Origin of the sequence: Wolbachia endosymbiont of Chrysomya megacephala (genome assembly GCF_008245065.1) — a bacterium.
Taxonomy (GTDB): Bacteria; Pseudomonadota; Alphaproteobacteria; order Rickettsiales; family Anaplasmataceae; genus Wolbachia.
In genome coordinates this window covers 420,532-439,395 of sequence record NZ_CP021120.1, presented here as the reverse complement: position 1 = coordinate 439,395, position 18,864 = coordinate 420,532, and the positions used below count along the sequence as shown (strand labels likewise).

Annotated in this window: 20 protein-coding genes; 13 read left to right on the top strand and 7 right to left on the bottom strand. The window is 34.0% G+C overall.

Annotated elements, in window-relative coordinates; translation table 11 throughout:
- Positions 1-18 precede the first annotated feature (18 nt).
- The 8 genes from CAI20_RS02005 to CAI20_RS01970 all read left to right on the top strand — a co-directional run bounded on the left by CAI20_RS02005 (position 19) and on the right by CAI20_RS01970 (position 6,785).
- Positions 19-216 (top strand): hypothetical protein, encoded by a 198-nt coding sequence (locus tag CAI20_RS02005; RefSeq protein ID WP_230609272.1) that lies wholly within the window; start codon positions 19-21, stop codon positions 214-216.
- Between the two features lie 435 nt (positions 217-651).
- The gene (ltrA, locus tag CAI20_RS01995) at positions 652-2,199 is read left to right on the top strand and encodes a group II intron reverse transcriptase/maturase (RefSeq protein WP_019236826.1); all 1,548 of its coding nucleotides are present in this window, start codon (positions 652-654) and stop codon (positions 2,197-2,199) included.
- Positions 2,196-2,357, top strand: a complete 162-nt coding sequence (locus CAI20_RS06540; protein ID WP_012481963.1) for a hypothetical protein — start codon at positions 2,196-2,198, stop codon at positions 2,355-2,357. The genes ltrA and CAI20_RS06540 overlap by 4 nt, the downstream gene beginning before the upstream one ends.
- 18 nt (positions 2,358-2,375) lie before the next feature.
- The gene (locus CAI20_RS01990) at positions 2,376-3,011 is read left to right on the top strand and encodes an HdaA/DnaA family protein (RefSeq protein ID WP_007302365.1); all 636 of its coding nucleotides are present in this window, start codon (positions 2,376-2,378) and stop codon (positions 3,009-3,011) included.
- Positions 3,012-3,382: 371 nt separating this feature from the next.
- A complete protein-coding gene (locus tag CAI20_RS01985) occupies positions 3,383-4,369 on the top strand; it encodes a site-specific tyrosine recombinase (protein WP_007302367.1) in 987 nt (328 codons plus the stop codon).
- Positions 4,370-4,425: 56 nt separating this feature from the next.
- Positions 4,426-5,151, top strand: coding sequence for a lysophospholipid acyltransferase family protein (locus tag CAI20_RS01980; RefSeq protein WP_012481964.1), 726 nt, complete (start codon positions 4,426-4,428; stop codon positions 5,149-5,151).
- A gap of 43 nt (positions 5,152-5,194) precedes the next feature.
- Positions 5,195-5,464, top strand: a complete 270-nt coding sequence (gene rpsT, locus CAI20_RS01975) for a 30S ribosomal protein S20 (RefSeq protein WP_007302369.1) — start codon at positions 5,195-5,197, stop codon at positions 5,462-5,464.
- A 79-nt stretch (positions 5,465-5,543) separates the two neighbouring features.
- The gene (locus CAI20_RS01970) at positions 5,544-6,785 is read left to right on the top strand and encodes a citrate synthase (protein WP_007302370.1); all 1,242 of its coding nucleotides are present in this window, start codon (positions 5,544-5,546) and stop codon (positions 6,783-6,785) included.
- A gap of 44 nt (positions 6,786-6,829) precedes the next feature.
- Here CAI20_RS01970 and CAI20_RS01965 read toward each other — a convergent pair whose 3' ends face one another.
- The 5 genes from CAI20_RS01965 to ruvA all read right to left on the bottom strand — a co-directional run bounded on the left by CAI20_RS01965 (position 6,830) and on the right by ruvA (position 11,861).
- Positions 6,830-8,302 carry a hypothetical protein gene (locus CAI20_RS01965; protein ID WP_149168747.1) on the bottom strand — a complete coding sequence of 491 codons (1,473 nt, stop codon included), beginning with the start codon at positions 8,300-8,302 and terminating at the stop codon, positions 6,830-6,832.
- Between the two features lie 30 nt (positions 8,303-8,332).
- Positions 8,333-8,512, bottom strand: a complete 180-nt coding sequence (locus tag CAI20_RS01960; protein ID WP_019236822.1) for a hypothetical protein — start codon at positions 8,510-8,512, stop codon at positions 8,333-8,335.
- A gap of 292 nt (positions 8,513-8,804) precedes the next feature.
- The gene (locus CAI20_RS01955; RefSeq protein ID WP_019236821.1) at positions 8,805-10,034 is read right to left on the bottom strand and encodes a hypothetical protein; all 1,230 of its coding nucleotides are present in this window, start codon (positions 10,032-10,034) and stop codon (positions 8,805-8,807) included.
- Between the two features lie 268 nt (positions 10,035-10,302).
- Complete coding sequence (gene ruvB / locus CAI20_RS01950; RefSeq protein WP_149168746.1) at positions 10,303-11,292, bottom strand: Holliday junction branch migration DNA helicase RuvB; 990 nt, start codon at positions 11,290-11,292, stop codon at positions 10,303-10,305.
- Positions 11,289-11,861, bottom strand: coding sequence for a Holliday junction branch migration protein RuvA (gene ruvA / locus CAI20_RS01945; protein ID WP_007302375.1), 573 nt, complete (start codon positions 11,859-11,861; stop codon positions 11,289-11,291). Before ruvA ends, ruvB begins: the two co-directional genes overlap by 4 nt.
- 299 nt (positions 11,862-12,160) lie before the next feature.
- On the opposite strand from ruvA, the gene CAI20_RS01940 reads away from it, so the two are divergent.
- Both CAI20_RS01940 and CAI20_RS01935 read left to right on the top strand, forming a co-directional pair.
- On the top strand, positions 12,161-12,685 hold the full coding sequence (locus CAI20_RS01940) for a c-type cytochrome (RefSeq protein ID WP_007302376.1): 525 nt from the start codon (positions 12,161-12,163) through the stop codon (positions 12,683-12,685).
- A 1-nt stretch (position 12,686) separates the two neighbouring features.
- Complete coding sequence (locus CAI20_RS01935; RefSeq protein WP_007302377.1) at positions 12,687-13,442, top strand: alpha/beta hydrolase; 756 nt, start codon at positions 12,687-12,689, stop codon at positions 13,440-13,442.
- A gap of 42 nt (positions 13,443-13,484) precedes the next feature.
- On the opposite strand, the gene CAI20_RS01930 is transcribed toward CAI20_RS01935, so the two are convergent.
- Together CAI20_RS01930 and CAI20_RS01925 are read right to left on the bottom strand one after the other, a co-directional pair.
- Positions 13,485-15,398 (bottom strand): ATP-dependent helicase, encoded by a 1,914-nt coding sequence (locus CAI20_RS01930; protein ID WP_149168745.1) that lies wholly within the window; start codon positions 15,396-15,398, stop codon positions 13,485-13,487.
- A gap of 113 nt (positions 15,399-15,511) precedes the next feature.
- On the bottom strand, positions 15,512-15,937 hold the full coding sequence (locus CAI20_RS01925; protein ID WP_007302379.1) for a WD_0964 family protein: 426 nt from the start codon (positions 15,935-15,937) through the stop codon (positions 15,512-15,514).
- Positions 15,938-16,123: 186 nt separating this feature from the next.
- On the opposite strand from CAI20_RS01925, the gene CAI20_RS01920 reads away from it, so the two are divergent.
- The 3 genes from CAI20_RS01920 to nuoL are packed head-to-tail and all read left to right on the top strand — an operon-like array spanning position 16,124 to position 18,863.
- Positions 16,124-16,711 carry an NADH-quinone oxidoreductase subunit J gene (locus CAI20_RS01920; protein ID WP_012481965.1) on the top strand — a complete coding sequence of 196 codons (588 nt, stop codon included), beginning with the start codon at positions 16,124-16,126 and terminating at the stop codon, positions 16,709-16,711.
- Positions 16,702-17,010: an NADH-quinone oxidoreductase subunit NuoK gene (gene nuoK / locus CAI20_RS01915; RefSeq protein WP_006012916.1), complete on the top strand. Its 309-nt coding sequence runs from the start codon at positions 16,702-16,704 to the stop codon at positions 17,008-17,010. The genes CAI20_RS01920 and nuoK overlap by 10 nt, the downstream gene beginning before the upstream one ends.
- The gene (nuoL, locus tag CAI20_RS01910; protein ID WP_149168744.1) at positions 17,007-18,863 is read left to right on the top strand and encodes an NADH-quinone oxidoreductase subunit L; all 1,857 of its coding nucleotides are present in this window, start codon (positions 17,007-17,009) and stop codon (positions 18,861-18,863) included. Before nuoK ends, nuoL begins: the two co-directional genes overlap by 4 nt.
- Position 18,864 lies beyond the last annotated feature (1 nt).

Genomic DNA, 18,864 nt, shown 5'->3' with positions numbered 1-18,864 from the left:
TGATACATTTGAGAGATGGTGCGACCTGAAAGTCTTCGGTCATATTGTTTAAAAGGAGAGGAATTCATTCAGAAAGAAACTGAAAGGATTCTAAAACTTATTAAACCAGATGTTTTGCCGTCTGAGTCTACGCATCAGTGCGAATCGGGCAACCGGTTGGTGCCAAGCGATGCGGACAATGAACCTCCTCTTGAAAAAGAAGATGCTCAATCGTGAGAGGGGCATAAACTGCAAGCATCATGTGGTTGGAGGGCTAGGCTAGTGGTATGGTGAACGTAAGTGAAGCTTTATAAGTACCGATACGATGAAAGAGCTAAAGATGCTGATAAGCTCTGACCAAAAGGTAATGTGGATAAGTTACATTTTTCATTTCTAGATGTACGCAAATAATAACTCCACCGGTATAGAGAAGCCACCTAACCCACTGTTGTATGACTGGAGAAACAGGGTAAGCCTGTATTTTCGCCTACATGGCAAGCAAACCGCAAGGAATGCTGATGGAAGTGCAGGTAAAGGAGAATGGAGAAAGCGAATGCCATTTTGTAACGAAATGGATAGAATTTGTAACATTAATTCGCGTGAAAACGAGCAGACTTCCATTTGGTCCCTCGTGACAAGAAACTTTGTTAACCACTTAAGGTAGGAAAGCAGATGATTACAAGTAAACCTGTAAGTGCATCTACCGAAAGCTTTGAAGCATGGAAGCAATTGCCATGGAAGAAATGCCAGAAAGTTATTGTGAGGCTACAAAGACGTATTGTTAAGGCTGTCCAAGAAGGAAGATGGGGTAAGGTAAAAGCTTTACAACATCTTCTCACACGCTCTTTTAGCGGAAAAGCTTTGGCTGTTAAGAGAGTAACTGAAAACCAAGGAAAAACCACAGCAGGTGTAGATCGTCAACTATGGTCAACTTGCAATGCTAAATTTCAAGGAATAAAGCTGTTAAAACAAAGAGGATATAAACCTTCTCCGCTCAAACGAATTTATATCAGTAAATCTAATGGCAAAAGAAGGCCTCTCGGTATACCCACGATAAAAGATAGAGCGATGCAAGCATTATATCTGTTTGCTCTGGAACCGATAGCTGAAACGATCAGTGATCGTCACTCCTATGGCTTTAGACCTAAAAGATCCTGCGCGGATGCTATTGCTGCTTGTCACTTATTACTGGCAAGACGCAATCGACCACAATGGATACTAGAAGGTGATATCAAAGGGTGCTTTGACAACATTAACCATGAATGGCTTATGAAGCATATTCCTATGGAAAAGAAAATTCTTCATAGATGGTTAAAAGCTGGTTTCCTAGAATCGAAAACTCTGTATCCCACAACTGCTGGCACTCCGCAAGGAAGTATAATTTCTCCAATACTAGCTAACTTTACCTTAGATGGTCTTGAACAGTTATTAGAAAGTCGCTTTGGTAAATTAGGTAGCAAAAGAAGAGGAAAAATCAGAAGTGGAGTGAATGTAATCAGGTACGCAGACGACTTTATTATTTCAGGTTTCACACATGAAGTACTGGAAAAGGAAGTTAAGCCTTTAGTATCATCTTTTCTTCATGAGCGAGGTTTAATTCTGTCAGAAGAGAAGACAAAGATTACATCTATTACAACAGGGTTTGACTTTCTTGGTTGTAATGTACGTAGATATAATAAGAAGTTAATTATTAAACCTTCGAAAGAAAGTATTAAAAGACTTCTTAATAAAGCACGTACATTGATAAAAGCAAATATAGCGAACACTCAGGCTATAGTAATTAAGTCACTCAACTCTCTACTGAGAGGATGGGGAAATTACTATCACCATGTGTGTGCTAAAAAAGCGTTTAGAAAGATCGACAATGAAATTTGGCATAGTTTATGGAAATGGGCAAAGAAAAGACATCCTCGTAAAGGATTACGTTGGATAAAGAATCGTTACTTCAAAGTAATGGGTCAACGCCAATGGGTTTTTGCTGCACCCATATGCAAGAACAAACCAAAAGAGATACGGTATTTAAGACTGCTTAAGCTGATTGATATACCTATCAGACGACATGTTAAAATCAGAGCGGATGCAAATCCCCTTGACTTAAAATGGAAAAAGTATTTTGATGAGAGAGTGAAACGAACAAGAATGTTAGCAAGCTCCTTTTCAAGAGAAGGTTCTCTACTGTTGGTGTCACCATTAAGAATGATGTTTCCTGAGGAATCATGAAGGACAAGCCGGTTCTAGAAAAGAAGAACTTAGATAAGGGGCTCAAGCGTAGTGTGGGGAAACCTGCATGCTGCGTTTCTAAGGGAGGGGGTAGTAGTAATACTGCTTCCTTACCTGACCAAGTAAATTTTTATGCAAAAATTATTATCAAAAAGTAGTAATGTAAGAGGCTTTACGTGCAATTAAATTTATTTAACAATAATCAAGTTGATTATTGTTGGCAAAATTATATCACCTTAGATGAAAATAAGCACGTATATAACTCAATAGTTAATGATTTATCTTGGAAATGCCTGATTCTTTTTGGACCTAACAGCTCTGGGAAAACTCACCTTGCTCATATCTGGCAATCAAAAAACGATGCTATTTTCATTGATGTAAATAATTTTGTAAGCGAAATGAGGTACAGCGATGCGTTTATTTTAGAAGATGTACAAAACATTAAAGATGAGGAAATGTTGTTACATTGTTATAATTACATGAAAGAAAATGATAAGAGACTGCTAATTACTTCTTCGATTTTACCGAAAAAGCTTAACTTCAAACTAAAAGATTTAAGCTCGCGAATATTATCAACTATCAGCGTAAAAATTTTACCTGCAAGCGAAGAATTATTAAGAATTATGCTAATAAAACAATTTTCAGATAAACAGTTAAAAATTGATCTAAAGGTAATTGATTATATTCTAGCAAGAATAGAACGTTCTTTCCACAGCATTAATAAAGTTATAGAAAAAATAGATAATGAATCTATAGGATCAAATGTAACCATTCCTTTTATTAACACTTTATTAAAAAAAAGTGCAAATTGATTCCTTTTTTTGTAAGGTATTTATTACATATATTAAAAATTTATTAATACTCATACAATAATGAAGTTGAAATCACTATTTCTTTATGTTAAAATTATAATAAATACTATGATATAATAAGAATAAACAGACATAGCTAAGGGAAATTTTATACGATAGTAAAACTTACTTTACAGGATGTTTTTTATAGACTCAATGTGATAATTGAAATATGGTAAAAATAAGATCAAATTTAAAAAAAAGGTTAAAACAAAGGTTTGTAGTACTTACTTTATTGATAAATGCTTTGTTTATCTCATATTTTCTTATAAAAAACACAAAAAATACTTTCAATCAAATTATAGTCAAAGAAATAAATATAGGAGCTGATAATGAAAAATAAACAACCACAAAATAAAAAAGAGAATCTTTACATCACGTATTACATAGATGCTTTGGTTTCTGAAAAATCCTCTACACAAAATACTTTGGAAAGTTATCGTTCAGATTTACACCAACTTGAAAAATTTTTATTAGAAGGAGGCACTACCTTAGTTGGTGCAAGTAAAGCTAATATTAAAGATTATGTAAACTTTTTACGTACACAAAAGAAATATAAAACTAGTTCTATATCAAGAAAAATATCTGCTATCAAAAATTTCTATAAGTGCCTATTTAATGATGGAATAATAGATTTTAATCCAGCACCGGCTAATGATAATGAATTAAGAAATCCAAAGGTTTCCCGTCCTTTGCCTAAGTATTTAAGTGTTCAAGAAATATTTTTGCTCATGGAAACAGTAAAAAAATCAGCAAGCGGATCGAATAAAGAGATAAGCAGTAAAAGGCTATGTGCAATTTTAGATATTCTTTACTCTTCCGGGATGCGTGTTTCTGAACTAATTAATATGAAGTTATGTGAAGTATTACATTTAGTAAACGGTAATGGTAAAGAAGGCTATATAATAATAAAGGGAAAAAGTAGCAGAGAAAGGCAAATCCTTTTTAATGAGCAAGCATTGCAAAGTCTTAAAAATTATTTATCAATTCGTGACAATCTGCTTCCTAACAACAAAAAATCTGATTGGCTATTCCCAGGTGATAAACCTAATAAACCCATTACAAGGCAAAGAGTTGGTCAATTAATAAAGGAATTAGCAAGAAAGTGCGATATTGATGAAAATAAAATCTCTCCACATGTGATTAGGCATTCTCTTGCTACCCATCTACTGAATAGCGGAGCAAATATTGTGCTGATACAAAAAATTCTTGGCCATACTAATCTTTCTACAACACAAATATATACTCATATTGCTAATGAAAAGTTAAAGGACAAATTAGCTGATTCTCATCCTATTACTCAGATGATCAATAATTAAACTTATTGCTTTTAGTTTTGTAGTAAAGTTAAATTCAAATAAGTTTACGTGTGTTTGTGATTGCAAGTTTATTGTTTAATTTACTCCTTATATTATGGGAAGTATTCTATACTTTAATTACTCTCCCTGTAATTTTCTTTCCTGAGTGTGTAATAACCATTTTCCTTGTTTGCTCGGTGAGAGTTGTATTATTCATGTTGCGTTTATTATGTGGCATTAAATATGAAGTGAGGGGAATGGAAAACATTCCTAAGCAACCTTTTATAATTGCATCTAAACACCAATCTCCATTTGAAACATTTATTTTTATACTACTCTTTAGAAAAGCAGTTTTTATTTTAAAACGTGAATTGAAATGGATTCCATTCATTGGTTTACATCTTATAGCGCTGAAAATGATTTTTATTAACCGTTCAGATGGTATCAGTTCTATACGCCATATAATTAAACTAGCAAAAATGCATATAAAAGAAAATAGAAGCATAATAATATTTCCTGAAGGCACAAGAACGACTATAAACCAAAATATAAAATATCAATCGGGTATTGCTGCTTTATATAGCGTATTATCTGTTCCTGTGTTACCGATTGCTTTAAACACTGGTTTGTTTTGGCCAAAAAGCATACTTTCTCTGAGAAAGAATCCCGGAAAGGCGGTAATAGAAATATTACCTCCCATATATCCTGGGTTAAACAAAAATGAATTCTTGCAAAGTTTAGAAAAAATCATTGAAGAAAGAAGTAGTAGATTAATTGCAGAAAAAACTGATATTGCAAATTAACAAAAAAACTTTATAATTAAAAGAAAAGTACAGGTATTAATATATGGCAAATCATAAGAGTGCTAAAAAAATGATGAAGGTAATAGCAAAGCGTACTTTAGTAAATAAGATGCGAAAAAGCAAAACTCGTACTGCTATTAGAAGATTAGTTGATATAATCAAGTCTGGTGACAAAGAGAATGTTGTCTTGGCATTTCGGAATGCTGAATCCAATTTACACAAATGTGTAAATAAAGGTGTCATTCATAGGAATACTGCTGCACGTAAAATAAGTCGCTTAAATGCAAAAGTAAAAGCATTGATGACCGCTTAATACGGTTAATGTAAAGTTAACTGTATTAATATATACTTTTCAGTTTGTATATTCTGTATAAAATTAAGTAGCTCAAGTGATGGATAAAAAAGCATTATTGGAACTAAGTAATGGGTCAAAAATTGATCTGCCCGTATTAAGTGGAACAGTAGGTCCTGACGTGTTAAATATTAAGGATTTATATAAGACGACAGGATTATTCACTTATGATCCGGGGTTTGTTTCCACAGCTTCATGCTCTTCCACAATTACATTCATTGATGGAGATGAAGGAGTTCTTAAGTATAGGGGACATGATATAGCTGATTTGGCAGAGAATAATAGTTTTACTGCTGTGATTTATTTATTGCTCTATGGTGAACTACCCAGTTCAGAGCAACACAAAAAATTTCTTCTCAAAATACAAGAATCATCCAAAGTATCAGAGCAAGTTACAAATGTAATCAAAGCATTTCCAAAAACTGCTCACCCTATGTCGATTTTAGTTGCATGTTTTGCAAATTTGTCAGCATCTTACCATGAAACACATGGCAACAATGTCAATGGTGAAGATTTAGATTTTGGAATTTCTGCAATAGCACAAGTTCCTGCAATTGTTGCAATGATTTATAGACATATCAACAATCAGGAATTCACAAATGCTAATAATAAATTAAGTTATAGTGAGAATTTCTTAAATATGATATTTGGCAGTGCTGTTAATAATACCCTTTTTGTAAAAGCTCTGGATAAAATATTTACTCTCCATGCTGATCATGAACAGAATGCTTCTACAGCAGCTGTCAGATTGGTAGGGTCAGCTGGTTCTAATCTATTTGCAAGCCTGTCTGCAGGAGTTGCTACACTTTGGGGTCCAGCACACGGTGGAGCTAATGAGGCAGTTATAAATATGCTAAAAGAGATAGAGCAAAGTGGAGATGTAGATAGATTCATTGAGAAAGCTAAAGATGATAAAGATCCATTTAAGCTAATGGGATTTGGACATCGTGTTTATAAAAACTATGATCCGCGCGCGCTTATATTAAAGGATGCTTGTCATGAGATTTTAAGCAAACTAGAGCAAAACAATGAATTACTTGAAATTGCGAAAAAACTTGAAGAAATAGCTTTAAAGGATGAGTATTTTATTACACGTAAGTTGTATCCAAATGTTGATTTTTATTCAGGTATAATAATGAATGCTATCGGTATCCCTTCAAGTATGTTTACACCCATTTTTGCACTTGCAAGAACCACTGGTTGGGTTGCCCAGTGGTATGAAATGGTAAACGATAAAGAAACCAAGATTTGTAGGCCAAGGCAGCTCTACCTTGGCAAATAAACTTTCATTCACAATTCATCTTTGAATAGCCTAATTTCCTTTAGCTATAAAATACAGCAAGATGATTTTTTACTAGTTGATGTCTGCTTTTTTGCAGAACATTGGTCAGGCTGTGATATAGAAGGTTGGTTAAATGTTGTTTTGGGCTTATTAAAAGAAGATCGTGCTGAAGAAGGGACAAAGCCACTATCTTTAGCCGAAGCATCATCCCCACCTTTACCTTCACCATAGTAGTCGGGCCTAAGGAATTTGCTTGAGTTTTTAGCATGTGATTTACCTATAACTGAATTCTTAGGTGAATCACCAAAACCACTATCTGCACTTGTATCTGCACTTGGTCCATCCGTCCCTACTTTTTCTTCAGAAGGGGCAAGAGTTTGTGGTTTCATAGCTGGCACACGCGCAGGATCAATGGACAGTTTATAATCCTCATTGATTACAGAGCTTTCTATGACTTTATTCATCACACAGTAAGTAATGTCTGGGTTAGCACAATCTATTGCATATATTCCTTTACCACTAAGCCCTAGCTTTAATAGCACAATCTCGTCAACACAATCTTCCATATTATTTAATACATCCATGCCAAATATCTTATTAAGATGCTCAGCCTCTTCTCTTTTTAAAAGTATAAGATGATCATTACTACACTTAAAAACAGGGATTAAAATCGACTTTTCTCCTTTTTTCAGATAGTCAGGGCGTCTTTTATCAGAGCAAGGGACACGCATTATATTATTAACTGACGTGCCTGCTTTGCAAAATAAATCAACTGGCAAAAATTTTCTGTCTACAGAAAGTGGATCATCAATATTTGAAACTTCAAAAGCACGATACTCAATCATTGAGGTTTCTTTTACAATATTGTTAATGAACTCAATCTCATCAAAAACGTTTGACTTTATATATATCTCATTACCCTTAATTTCTAAAGCTTCCTCAGGAGACTTCCTATACTCTCTTATCTTTGATAACAATAAACCTTTAAACCTGTCTTGTAATTCTCTACCATTGGAATCAAAACGTATAGCATATAGGTAATTTTTTCTATCCTTAACTTCTAACTCCTCCCCCCAATACTTGTCCATAGAATCTGGATCTTTTTCTACTAAATAGTTCTTTTTACTATATACACAATAATTGGCTAGCGAACATTTTAAATTAAAAACCACCTTATTATCTATTGGTATTGAAAATTTATATTTTTCTTTATCTTTTTTTAGAAGCTTTTTATCACATTTAAAAGGAAAAGAATTCATATCAAAAGACAATCCAGCCATATCATGTCTCTCATCTATTTCATATTCTCCATAATACTTATCTACTATACTTTCTTTCAACTTACTCAGGTAGTCCATGCATTGCTCTTTATCCATGTTTTCATCAAATGAGATAACTATATGATCCTTGTAAGAACCTTTTTCTACGACCAGATTAGTAGCAATAATCTCATGATAATTAAGAATAACATTAAACGCTCTTACTAATTCTCGATTTATTTCACTTTTATTAGGCATAACGCCACCCCCTAAATTAAATTAACATAATTACTTACTACTACCTTGACCACTAGATTGATTTTTCTTTCTTTCCTCTTCACGTTTAATCCTGTCTCTAAAATCATCTATTGTAACATTTTCACCCCTCAAATTTCTCAGATTAATCTTTCCTCCTCCTGGAGCAGTATTATCAAATACTCTTTTGCCTGAATCATTGTTACCATGCATATCAACCTCTAAATTAAATTATTATGTAACGAGTATATTAAGAATCAATTGTCAGCACAAGCAGTTTTTTAACATAAATTTTATTCACCATTTTTATACTCCTGGATTCCAGACTGGGATGACAAGAGAAGAAGTGCTGGAATAACAACTTTTTAAATTAAGTTTTCTGGATCCCAGTGTCAGCTACTTGGATGACAAGAGAGAGAGCTACTTGTCCGCCATGTCATTCCAGCACTTGATGCTGGAATCCAGATAAAAAACCAGTCTGGAATGAAAAAAAGAGAGAGAACCTTTACACACTTCTCTCTTTGCTAACTGAAGAAACATGGTTTTCAACTCTTACATTATCAGTTAATCCTCCTGGCAGTTCAACAGAAGCATTAGACTTAGTAGCTTCTCGCTGATTACTATTGCGTCTATATTTAGCTCCTTCTTTATCTAATCCCCTTGCATCGCATTTAAAGCGCTTAACTCTCCTGCGTTCCTTTTGGTGTGGAGCAGGTGGACAGACAGCTAATTTTGGTTTTTCAGTTTTCTCTTCTTTTGCTTCTTTCTTTTCTTTATTCATTTTTTCCAGTTTTGGTACTTCACTATTTTTGTGACTTATAACAGGTTTAGGTAGAGTGTCTACTAATTTTTCTATAGGCTTTGGTAAAATAGCACGTTCTTGCTTGTCTAGAACAATTGGCATTGGAACTTGAGATGAAAAATTAAATAGGGAAATTGGTGTGATTTCATTCACTTTTGTTTCTATTTCTTGACGAACTTCTTTTGATTCTGTTTTTTCTGCTTTTTTGTCTCTTTTTTCCTCAGTTACATCTTGCTCTACTACTGCTGCTAAATCAACTGCAAAAATTTCTGCAAACATTGCAATGACTGAGCCCACGAGAAAAGTTTGAAGCTTCAATTTTAAATTTTGCAACGCTTGCAAACGTTCGAGTATTGCTATTTCTTCTTCAGGAGATAACTCACCGCTGAGTAATTTCTCCTGCAATTCTTTTATCTCTTTGTCTAGCCTTTTATCCCAACTTAAATCTAAATCTTTTTTGAAGATCTTTTTAACTAATTCCTTAAGCTTATCACGCAAAAACTTAATTATCGAAAGAAGCAGATTTTTCTCTTTCTTCTCCTTGAGCATTTTGTAGACTTTCGGATCTACATTTACTTCAAAAAGATTAAAGAGGGATTCAAAGAAATTTGCGAATACCCCTTGATTATCATCAGTAAAGTAATCCTCATTATCTTGTATATGTAGCTCTACTTGAGATAATGTTTCATCAATGCAACTCGCAGCCTGACGCTCAAGCTCTATTCTCTTGAGCTCAGCTTTCCTAGCAAGCTCCTCCATGAATCCTTTTAATTCATTGAGCTTCTGCTCTGCAGAGAGATCTTGCTCTCTGATTCGATTAATGTAGATTGAGCTACCGTCCTCTTCGTTGTTATTGATTAAAAAATTTTTCATTGCTTTTTCTCCATTAATTGAATTACTGTTTCTATAATTGTTTAGAAGGCTTTTTACCATTTTACCTTAAGTCTATAAAATACAATAACTCAATCTTATAATATGAAGTATTTAATAAGTATTAATCTTAAAAAATATCAATAAATTATTGATATTTTTACATTCATACTATATACAGCCTAGTATATATTACGTAATTTTTCAAGAACATATTCACTATAACAGAAGACTTTCTTATTTGCCTCTAAAACACCTGCAAATCATATAATAAAAGAATATTATAATGTTTAATGTAATACTATACAATGTTATAAAATATAGTATAATACTAGCATACCACTGAATTAATGCTGAGATATTCCCTTGCTTGATCAGTTAAAACACGTCCTCTTGGTGTGCGCTTTACAAAACTGACCTTGATTAAATAAGGTTCTACTGTTTCTTCAATATTGCCAACATCTTCAGATAGTGCAATAGATATGGTGTCAATTCCAACAGGTCCTGAGGTGTTAAACAAAAATCTCAGATAATCCATATCTAATTTATTTAGTCCCATTTTATCTATACCCAATTTTGATAGTGCAGAACCGGCAATTTCACAGGTAATTTTTTTATCATCTTTTACTTCAACAAAATCTCTTATTCTTCTGAGTAATCTCAAAGCAATTCTTGGAGTACCACGGGCGCGGCAGGCAATTTCCTGCACAGCATCCTTTTCGATTTCAGCACAAAGAACTCTTGCACCTCTTTTTATAATATCAACCAGTTCCTCAAAAGAATAAAACTCAAGATGCAGGGGAATACCAAAACGATCCCTCAGCGGTGCAGAAAGCAGTCCAAGCCGTGTTGTTGCCCCAATCAGTGTAAATGGTGGTAAATCTATTCTTAAAGTTCTGGTAGATGGGCCCTCACCTACTAGTATATCTAGGCAAAAATCTTCCATAGCAGTATATAAAACTTCCTCAATGCTACGATTTAATCTATGAATCTCATCGATAAATAGAACATCTTTTGCATTTAGAGTAGTGAGCACTGCAGCTAAGTCCCCAGCTTTACTAAGCAATGGACCAGAAGTTGCACGAAAGTTAACCCTTAACTCCTTAGAGACAATTTGTGCTAAAGTTGTTTTACCAAGCCCTGGAGGACCATAGAGCAATACGTGATCCAAAGCTTCAGCTCTCGTCTGTGCAGCATTTATAAACACTTTTAAATTTTGTATTAAGTCTTTTTGCCCGACAAAATCATCAAGTTGCTCAGGCCGGATATTTAAATTACGTACATCTTCAGAGTATTCCTTACTACATGATATTGACTTCATATTGTTTTAAGCGCCATACGAATAATATCTTTAGTGTCCAAGTTTGGTGATTCATCTTCTATTTTTTTTATTGTATCATAAGCTTTTGTTCTTTCATATCCAAGATTGATCAAAGCTGAAAGAGCATCTTCACTAATTGAGTGAAAATGATTGTTATTTATCTCTAATTTACTTACTTTGCCATTCAGCTCAGTAATAATTCGATTTATGAGTTTCAGGCCAAGTCCACTCACCTTAAGTGCTAGTTTATCCTCATTTATAATTGCCAAAAACAGTTGCTCTGGAGTTAATTTGCTCAAAATTGACATTGCGGTTTTATAGCTGACACCGCTCACTTTAACTAATAAACGCAGACACTGCTGTTCTTCTTTACTTATAAAGCCATATAGCTGAGTAACGTTTTCTCTGCTATTTGCATAAGTGTCGATAAGTAATTTTACTCTACTTCCAATCGAACAAGCACTTAAAGTTTTGGCTGAAAGATATACTATGTAGCCAACATCATTCACATTCAGGATTATGTGATCGCTACACACCTCATCAACTATTCCTCTTAGATTTCCTATCATTTCTAGTACTTTATAAAATTCAGTTTAAATGCTCCTGAATCTTAGGTCAAGCAAACGAACATTATAGAAGTAGTTCCAGTTTCAATCATTGCAGACAAGTTTGCAGGAAATCTATTTTAATATGTTATTCCAGATCATTATGTAATTGAACCACAAGTTACTCCGATAGAAATAGAATTGCAGTCTCCTAACTTAGCTAAGTAATAGAAATTTCTATCTTTGATGAAATAAAGGTAATTGTTTACTGTTTGCGAAAATATTTGCATAATTTAAGTAACATTACTTGATAAGAATTAACTATGGAGCTTAATAAGATTGCAGCATCGATTTTACTTTCTGGATTAATAATTATGATAGTTAGTAATGTAGTTGATATGCTCTACAACCCAGAGGATTATAAAATTGAACACCAAACAATAGTAGCAGCCAGCAATGAGCCTCAACAAAAGATTGAACAAGTGGCACTTGATATTGGAGAGCTCATGCAGAATGCTAGCTTTGAAAAAGGCAAGTCAGCAGCAAAAAAATGTATAGCTTGTCATAGTTTTGAGAAAGGTGGAATGAATAAAGTGGGGCCAAACTTATGGAACGTGGTTGGAAATAAAAAGGCCCATCTTGGCAGCTCATTCAATTACTCAAAAGCACTACTTGAAAAAGGTGGGAAATGGGAGTATGAGGAGTTATTTGCTTTTTTAAAAAATCCAAAAGCCTACATAAAAGGTACACGTATGGCATTTGCAGGCATTTCCAATCCACAAGAGATTGCAGATCTAGTCAGCTATTTGCGTTCGATGAGCGATAGTCCGGTTGCCTTGCCAAAGTAGTATGAATTATTGTAAATTACTCGATGGAAGTAATGGCCATATAGCATATCGAAAGCTACAAGGAAAGAAGGCTTCTATAGTTTTTTTTAGTGGTTTTGCATCCAATATGGATGGAACTAAAGCAACTGCCGTTTACAAATTTTGCCAAGAAAATGATATAGCACTTGTGCTCTTTGATTATTTTGGCCATGGTAATTCAAGCGGTGATTTTGCTGATTATACAATAAGTGATTGGCAAAAAAATTGTGCTAAAGTGATAAGTGAATTAACTAGCAATAAACAAATAATTATAGGTTCAAGTATGGGAGGATGGCTGATGCTGCTCACTGCTCTTCAATTTCCAGAAAAAATTGCAGCATTAATCGGCATATCGTCTGCTCCTGATTTTACTGAAGATTTGATATTCAAGCAATTGTCAGGCAAGCAAAAAGAAGAACTAGGTTCTAAAGGTGTAATAGATTTTACTTCGGAGCATTGTGCATACAAAATAACTAAAAATCTGATCGAAGACGGTAGAAAGAACCTTCTTTTAAACAGAGAAGCAATAGATATAAACTGTCCTGTGCGCTTATTGCATAGCATTAATGATAAAGATGTTCCTTATCAAACTTCATTGAATTTAGCTGAAAAAATTAAGTCAACAGACGTTGAAGTACACTTAATAAAATCAGCAGAACACAACATGTCTGATAATCATTCACTGAAAATTTTATTTAAGACCATCAGAGAATTTTTGCCAGGAGAAATATATAATTGAAGTAATTCAGATGTGTTTGTCGTAAGAGCTGCAGTTATAGCTTCAACAGTAGGCACTATTCTTGATCACCTCAACATTTTCTCTTGGCAATTCTTTAATAAATCGAGAAGTGCTCATTGGTTGCCACTGATTATTAATTTCCCTCCTATCTGCACATGAAATGATCAACCTTTCTTTTGCTCTAGTTATGCCAACATATGCAAGTCTTCTCTCTTCTTCCAAAGCTTTACCACTTTTATCTTCAAAAGATCTTTGATGAGGAAATAATCCTTCTTCCCAACCAGGTAAAAACACGCACGGGAATTCAAGCCCTTTAGCCGCATGAAGAGTCATAACATATACAGTGTCATCGCTATTCATATTATCCACTTCCATCACCAAACTAATATGCTCCAAGAAGGTTATAGTGCTGTCAAAATTCTTCAAAGATGAAATGAGCTCTTTAACATTTTCTATTCGCGCCAAACCCGTCACTCCTTCATTCTCAAGCATTTCCATATATCCTGATTGATTTGCTACGATTTTAACAAATTCATGCAGTGGTTTTACGCTTACTATTTCTTCCCAAGCTTTAATTTTATTTAAAAAATCATTTAGTGAGAGTTTAATTCTTTCGGTTACTTGATCACTATTAACCAATATTTTTGCTGCCTCAAAAAAAGAAATTTTGTTATCCTGAGCAGTCGTGTATATTTTCTTTAGAGTTGTAGCTCCTATGCTTCTTTTTGGACGATTTACGATCCTTTCAAAAGCGAGATCATCATTATTATTTGTAACAAGCCTCAAATATGCAATTATATCCCTTACTTCTTGACGTTCGTAGAATTTTACGCCACTTATAATCTTATAGGGAATTGAATATTTTATAAAATACTCTTCGAGAACTCTAGTTTGAAAAGTAGCCCTGACGAGCACTGCAATATCACTAAATCTGTATTTATTGAGTTTTAATATCTGTTCGCTTATGAACCTTGCTTCAGCCTTTCCGTCCCACAATTTGATTAGATTTACCTTTTCGCCTTCAATGTTTGTTGTCCACAATTTTTTTTCTAAGCGAGTCTTATTGTGATTGATCACATATGATGCAGTTGCAATTATGTGGGATGTTGACCTGTAGTTACACTCCAGTTTAACGGTTTTTGCATTTTTAAAATCATCGGAAAATTTCAAAATATTTTCAACTTCTGCACCACGCCAACTGTATATCGACTGGTCATCATCTCCTACACAGCAAATATTTGAATGCTCTTTTGCAAGGTATTTTAGCCAAAGATATTGTATTGCATTTGTATCTTGATACTCATCTACCATGACATACTTAAACTTGTTTTGGTAGTAGGACAGAACCTCGGTCTTTTTATTAAAAAGTTGTATGTTATATAACAATAAGTCACCAAAATCAACAGAGTTAAGGAATTTTAACCTTTCCTGATACTGGTAATAGACTTTAAGTACAGTTACGTAAACTGGCCTAAATGATTGAACATCTTCCACTTCAGACGGCAATAAGCACTTCTCTTTCCATTGCTGAATAATATTCATAATGGTCTTATATTTTTCTGATAGGTAATCAGGATTTATTTCATTGATAATATTTTTTATTACCTGTAATTGGTCATCCACACCAATGATTGTAAAATTGGGGTTTAAGCCCACAATTTCTGCGTGCATGCGCAAAATTTTTGCTGCAATTGCATGGAAAGTGCCAAGCCATGGTATGTTTGTGCCCGTTAGCTCAAGTACCCTTGATACCATCTCATTTGCTGCTTTATTTGTAAATGTAACTGCTAATATCTCATCAGAATAAGCGTGACCGTTTCTAATTATGTGTGCTATTCTTGAAGTAATCGTTCTTGTTTTTCCGGTTCCGGCTCCTGCCAGTATCAAAACTGGCCCATTTATGTTAGTTACAGCTAATTGCTGTTCTGGATTTAACAGTGAGAGATAATCGTTCATTGAAGCTCTATAGATTATAACTTTATAAAGTTAAACCTATGATCCAAATATTGTAAAGGTCTTATTGAACATAACATTCAACTCATTCAAGTACTAGATATTTAAGCGTAGATCTATCTTGTTGGGGTAGCTTCAAGTGTATGGTGAGTAACAACAACTTGATTTGAGATATTGGCATCAAAACTTCTGCTTGTTTGATGAATAGGTGGAGTTTGAAATGGCTTAGGCTTACGATTCGGTTCCTTCATCTTTATTTCCTCAGCTTTAATAGGAAGTTTTTCTGGAACATAGAAGTTATGAATTTCAGCTCGTTCAGTGAAATTTTCATATGTTGCTTTCAACCAAGCTCCAATATCATATATAAAACCATATGCTTTTTCTTTAAATTCTATCAATGATCTACTGAAACTTGCTAATGTGTTATTAAAGTAAATTGTCATATAGTCTCTTGTGGTGTATTGATAACCTTCTCCATTTAATCTGCTATTTTGTGCGTTAGAACTATTGTTGCTTTTGAAGTAACCAAATATGTTGTACATTTTGAGCTACCGCTGACTATTAATATACATACATTATATATTAATAAATCAAGATTGTCAAGAGTGTTTATTGCATTACTGAGGAGTTGAAGCTTGTAGTACGATATTTTCAAATCTTTAATATAGTATTGACTTTACAGCAACAATTACCTTAAGTTAGTAACTATTGTTGCAGTTAAAGTATCGATGCCTTTTTTCTTTTATTTTTTTGCAATTCTCAGCATTTTATCTGCTGTATGCGTAATTAGTGTAAGAAATCCTGTGCATGCAGTATTATTTTTAATTTTCACCTTCGTTAACTCTGCAGTTCTTTTCATTCTCCTTGGAGCTGAGTTCATTGCTATGATGGTGATGATAGTATACATCGGTGCGGTTGCGGTGTTGTTCCTCTTTGTAGTTATGATGCTCGATATTGACTACATAAGGTTGCGCCAGGGTTTTGCAAAGCATTGCACTCTTGGTGCTATGTTGTGTGTTGTGTTTTTTCTAGTCATCAGCTTTGTAATCCGCAGCTCAGCACCGAATATAAGCAATGTTATAAACTATAATACCAATAATGTGAAAGCTATTGGTAATTTGCTGTATACCGACTACATGTACGCTTTTCATCTTTCTGGTATTCTGCTGCTTGTTGCAATTGTCGGTGCAATTGCTCTTACTTTGCAGGACAAGAAAAAAGGAGTTAAAAAACAGAATGTATTAAAGCAATTGACACAATCTTCATCTGTAAAATTAGTTAAGGCTAAATTTGGAAAAGGAGTAGAATGGAAATAGGATTAAATCACTTTTTGATAGTTGCTGCTGTTTTGTTCACTATTGGAGTGTGCGGTATTTTCATCAACCGTAAGAGCATAATCAATATATTGTTATCAATAGAAATATTATTGCTGGCAATTAATATCAACTTAGTTGCTTTTTCTGCCTTTATGAATGATATAGTTGGGCAAATTTTTGTGATGTTTGTGTTGACTGTTGCGGCAGCAGAGTCAGGAGTTGGGCTTGCAATATTGGTTGTATATTATAGAAGCCGTGGCAATATAGATGTTGAACAAGCAAATTTAATGAAAGAATGATGGATATACTGAAATTAATAGTATTTTTGCCACTCTTTGGTTCGCTGTTTGCAGCACTTTTTAGAAGAGGTGTTTTTAGTCAGTTAGTTACAACGGCAGGGATTGGAATATCTGCAGTTTTATCTTGGTATGTTTTTCTCACCTTCTCTGAAAATTATCACTTGAGTTTATTTCCTTTATTTTCATTAAGTGTATTAAAAGTAAATTGGGCAATTAGTGTGGATGCTCTCTCATCCTTAATGCTTATTGTTATTACCACCGTTTCACTGGTAGTACATCTCTACTCTATCGGTTATATGGAGCATGATAAGGGGAAGTCGAGGTTTTTTTCTTACCTATCGCTATTTACGTTTTGCATGATTGTGCTGGTTGTAAGCGATAATTTCGTGCAGCTTTTTTTTGGCTGGGAAGGGGTTGGCCTATGTTCTTATTTACTCATAGGATTTTGGTTCCAAAAATATTCTGCAAATAATGCAGCAATTAAAGCATTTGTTGTGAATAGGGTAGGAGACTTTGCACTATTGATTGGAACCTTTCTTATTTATTATACATTTCACTCTTTGAATTTTACTGAAGTTTTTGACACAACTGATCTTCTTGGCACGCAGAACATTAGGGCATTCTGCTGTGAATTCAAAGTAACTCATATAATATGCATATTACTTTTTATTGGCTGTATGGGTAAATCTGCACAGCTTGGTTTACATGTTTGGTTGCCAGATGCAATGGAAGGGCCAACCCCTGTTTCTGCACTTATTCACGCAGCAACGATGGTAACAGCAGGTATATTTTTAGTAGCAAAATGTTCTCCATTATTTGAGCTATCAAATGTGGCACGAGAATTAATAGTTATTGTTGGGGCACTTACTGCTTTCTTTGCAGCTACGGTTGCGATTACTCAGAACGATATAAAAAAAATAATTGCTTATTCAACCTGCAGTCAACTTGGTTATATGTTCATGGCATGTGGGCTTTCTGCTTACAATGTTGCTATTTTTCATTTAATGACACACGCTTTTTTTAAAGCTCTACTATTTCTTGGTGCTGGCAATGTAATTCATGCAATGCATCATAAGCAAAACATTCAGAAAATGGGAAATTGCTGGAAGAAAATCCCTTGTACTTACGCTCTCATGTGGATTGGTTCTCTTGCGCTTTCTGGAATATTTCCATTTGCAGGTTTTTACTCAAAGGATTTGATAATTGAATATGCTTATAGCACGGATAGCTTTGCTTTTGTAATAAGCTTAGTTGTTGCATTCTTCACAGCGTTTTACTCTTGGAGGTTATTGCTTCTTGTGTTCCATAGCCAAAAACAAAGTAAAATTAATATACATGAAGCACCAAAGATTATGCTTATACCATTACTGATACTTGCTTTTGGATCGGTATTTTCTGGAGTGTGGGGAGCAAATATTTTGAACATAACTAGTAATGCGTTTTGGAAATCAAGTTTAATGGTAATTGATGAGCATGGAGTTCATAATTTCTTTATAAAACTGCTGCCAACCTTAGCGAGCCTAAGTGGAATAGCTCTTGCGTACCTGATTTACCAATATCAAGTAATTAGGCAAATTAAGAGTAAATTTTTACTTAAGTTTTTGCAGAATAAATGGTACTTTGATGAGGTGTATGAGTTTGTTATAATTGCACCGATAAGGTTTATATCTAGGCTTCTATGGAAGTTTGATGTTAAGGCTATTGATTCATTTGGACCAAATGGTGTTGTAAGGTTGGTTAATGAATGTTCAAAAAGTTCTATAAAGTTACAAACTGGTTATATATTTGATTATGCATTTATTATGTTTGTTACTTTAATAATCGGTACTTTATATATTATTGGAATTAAATAGA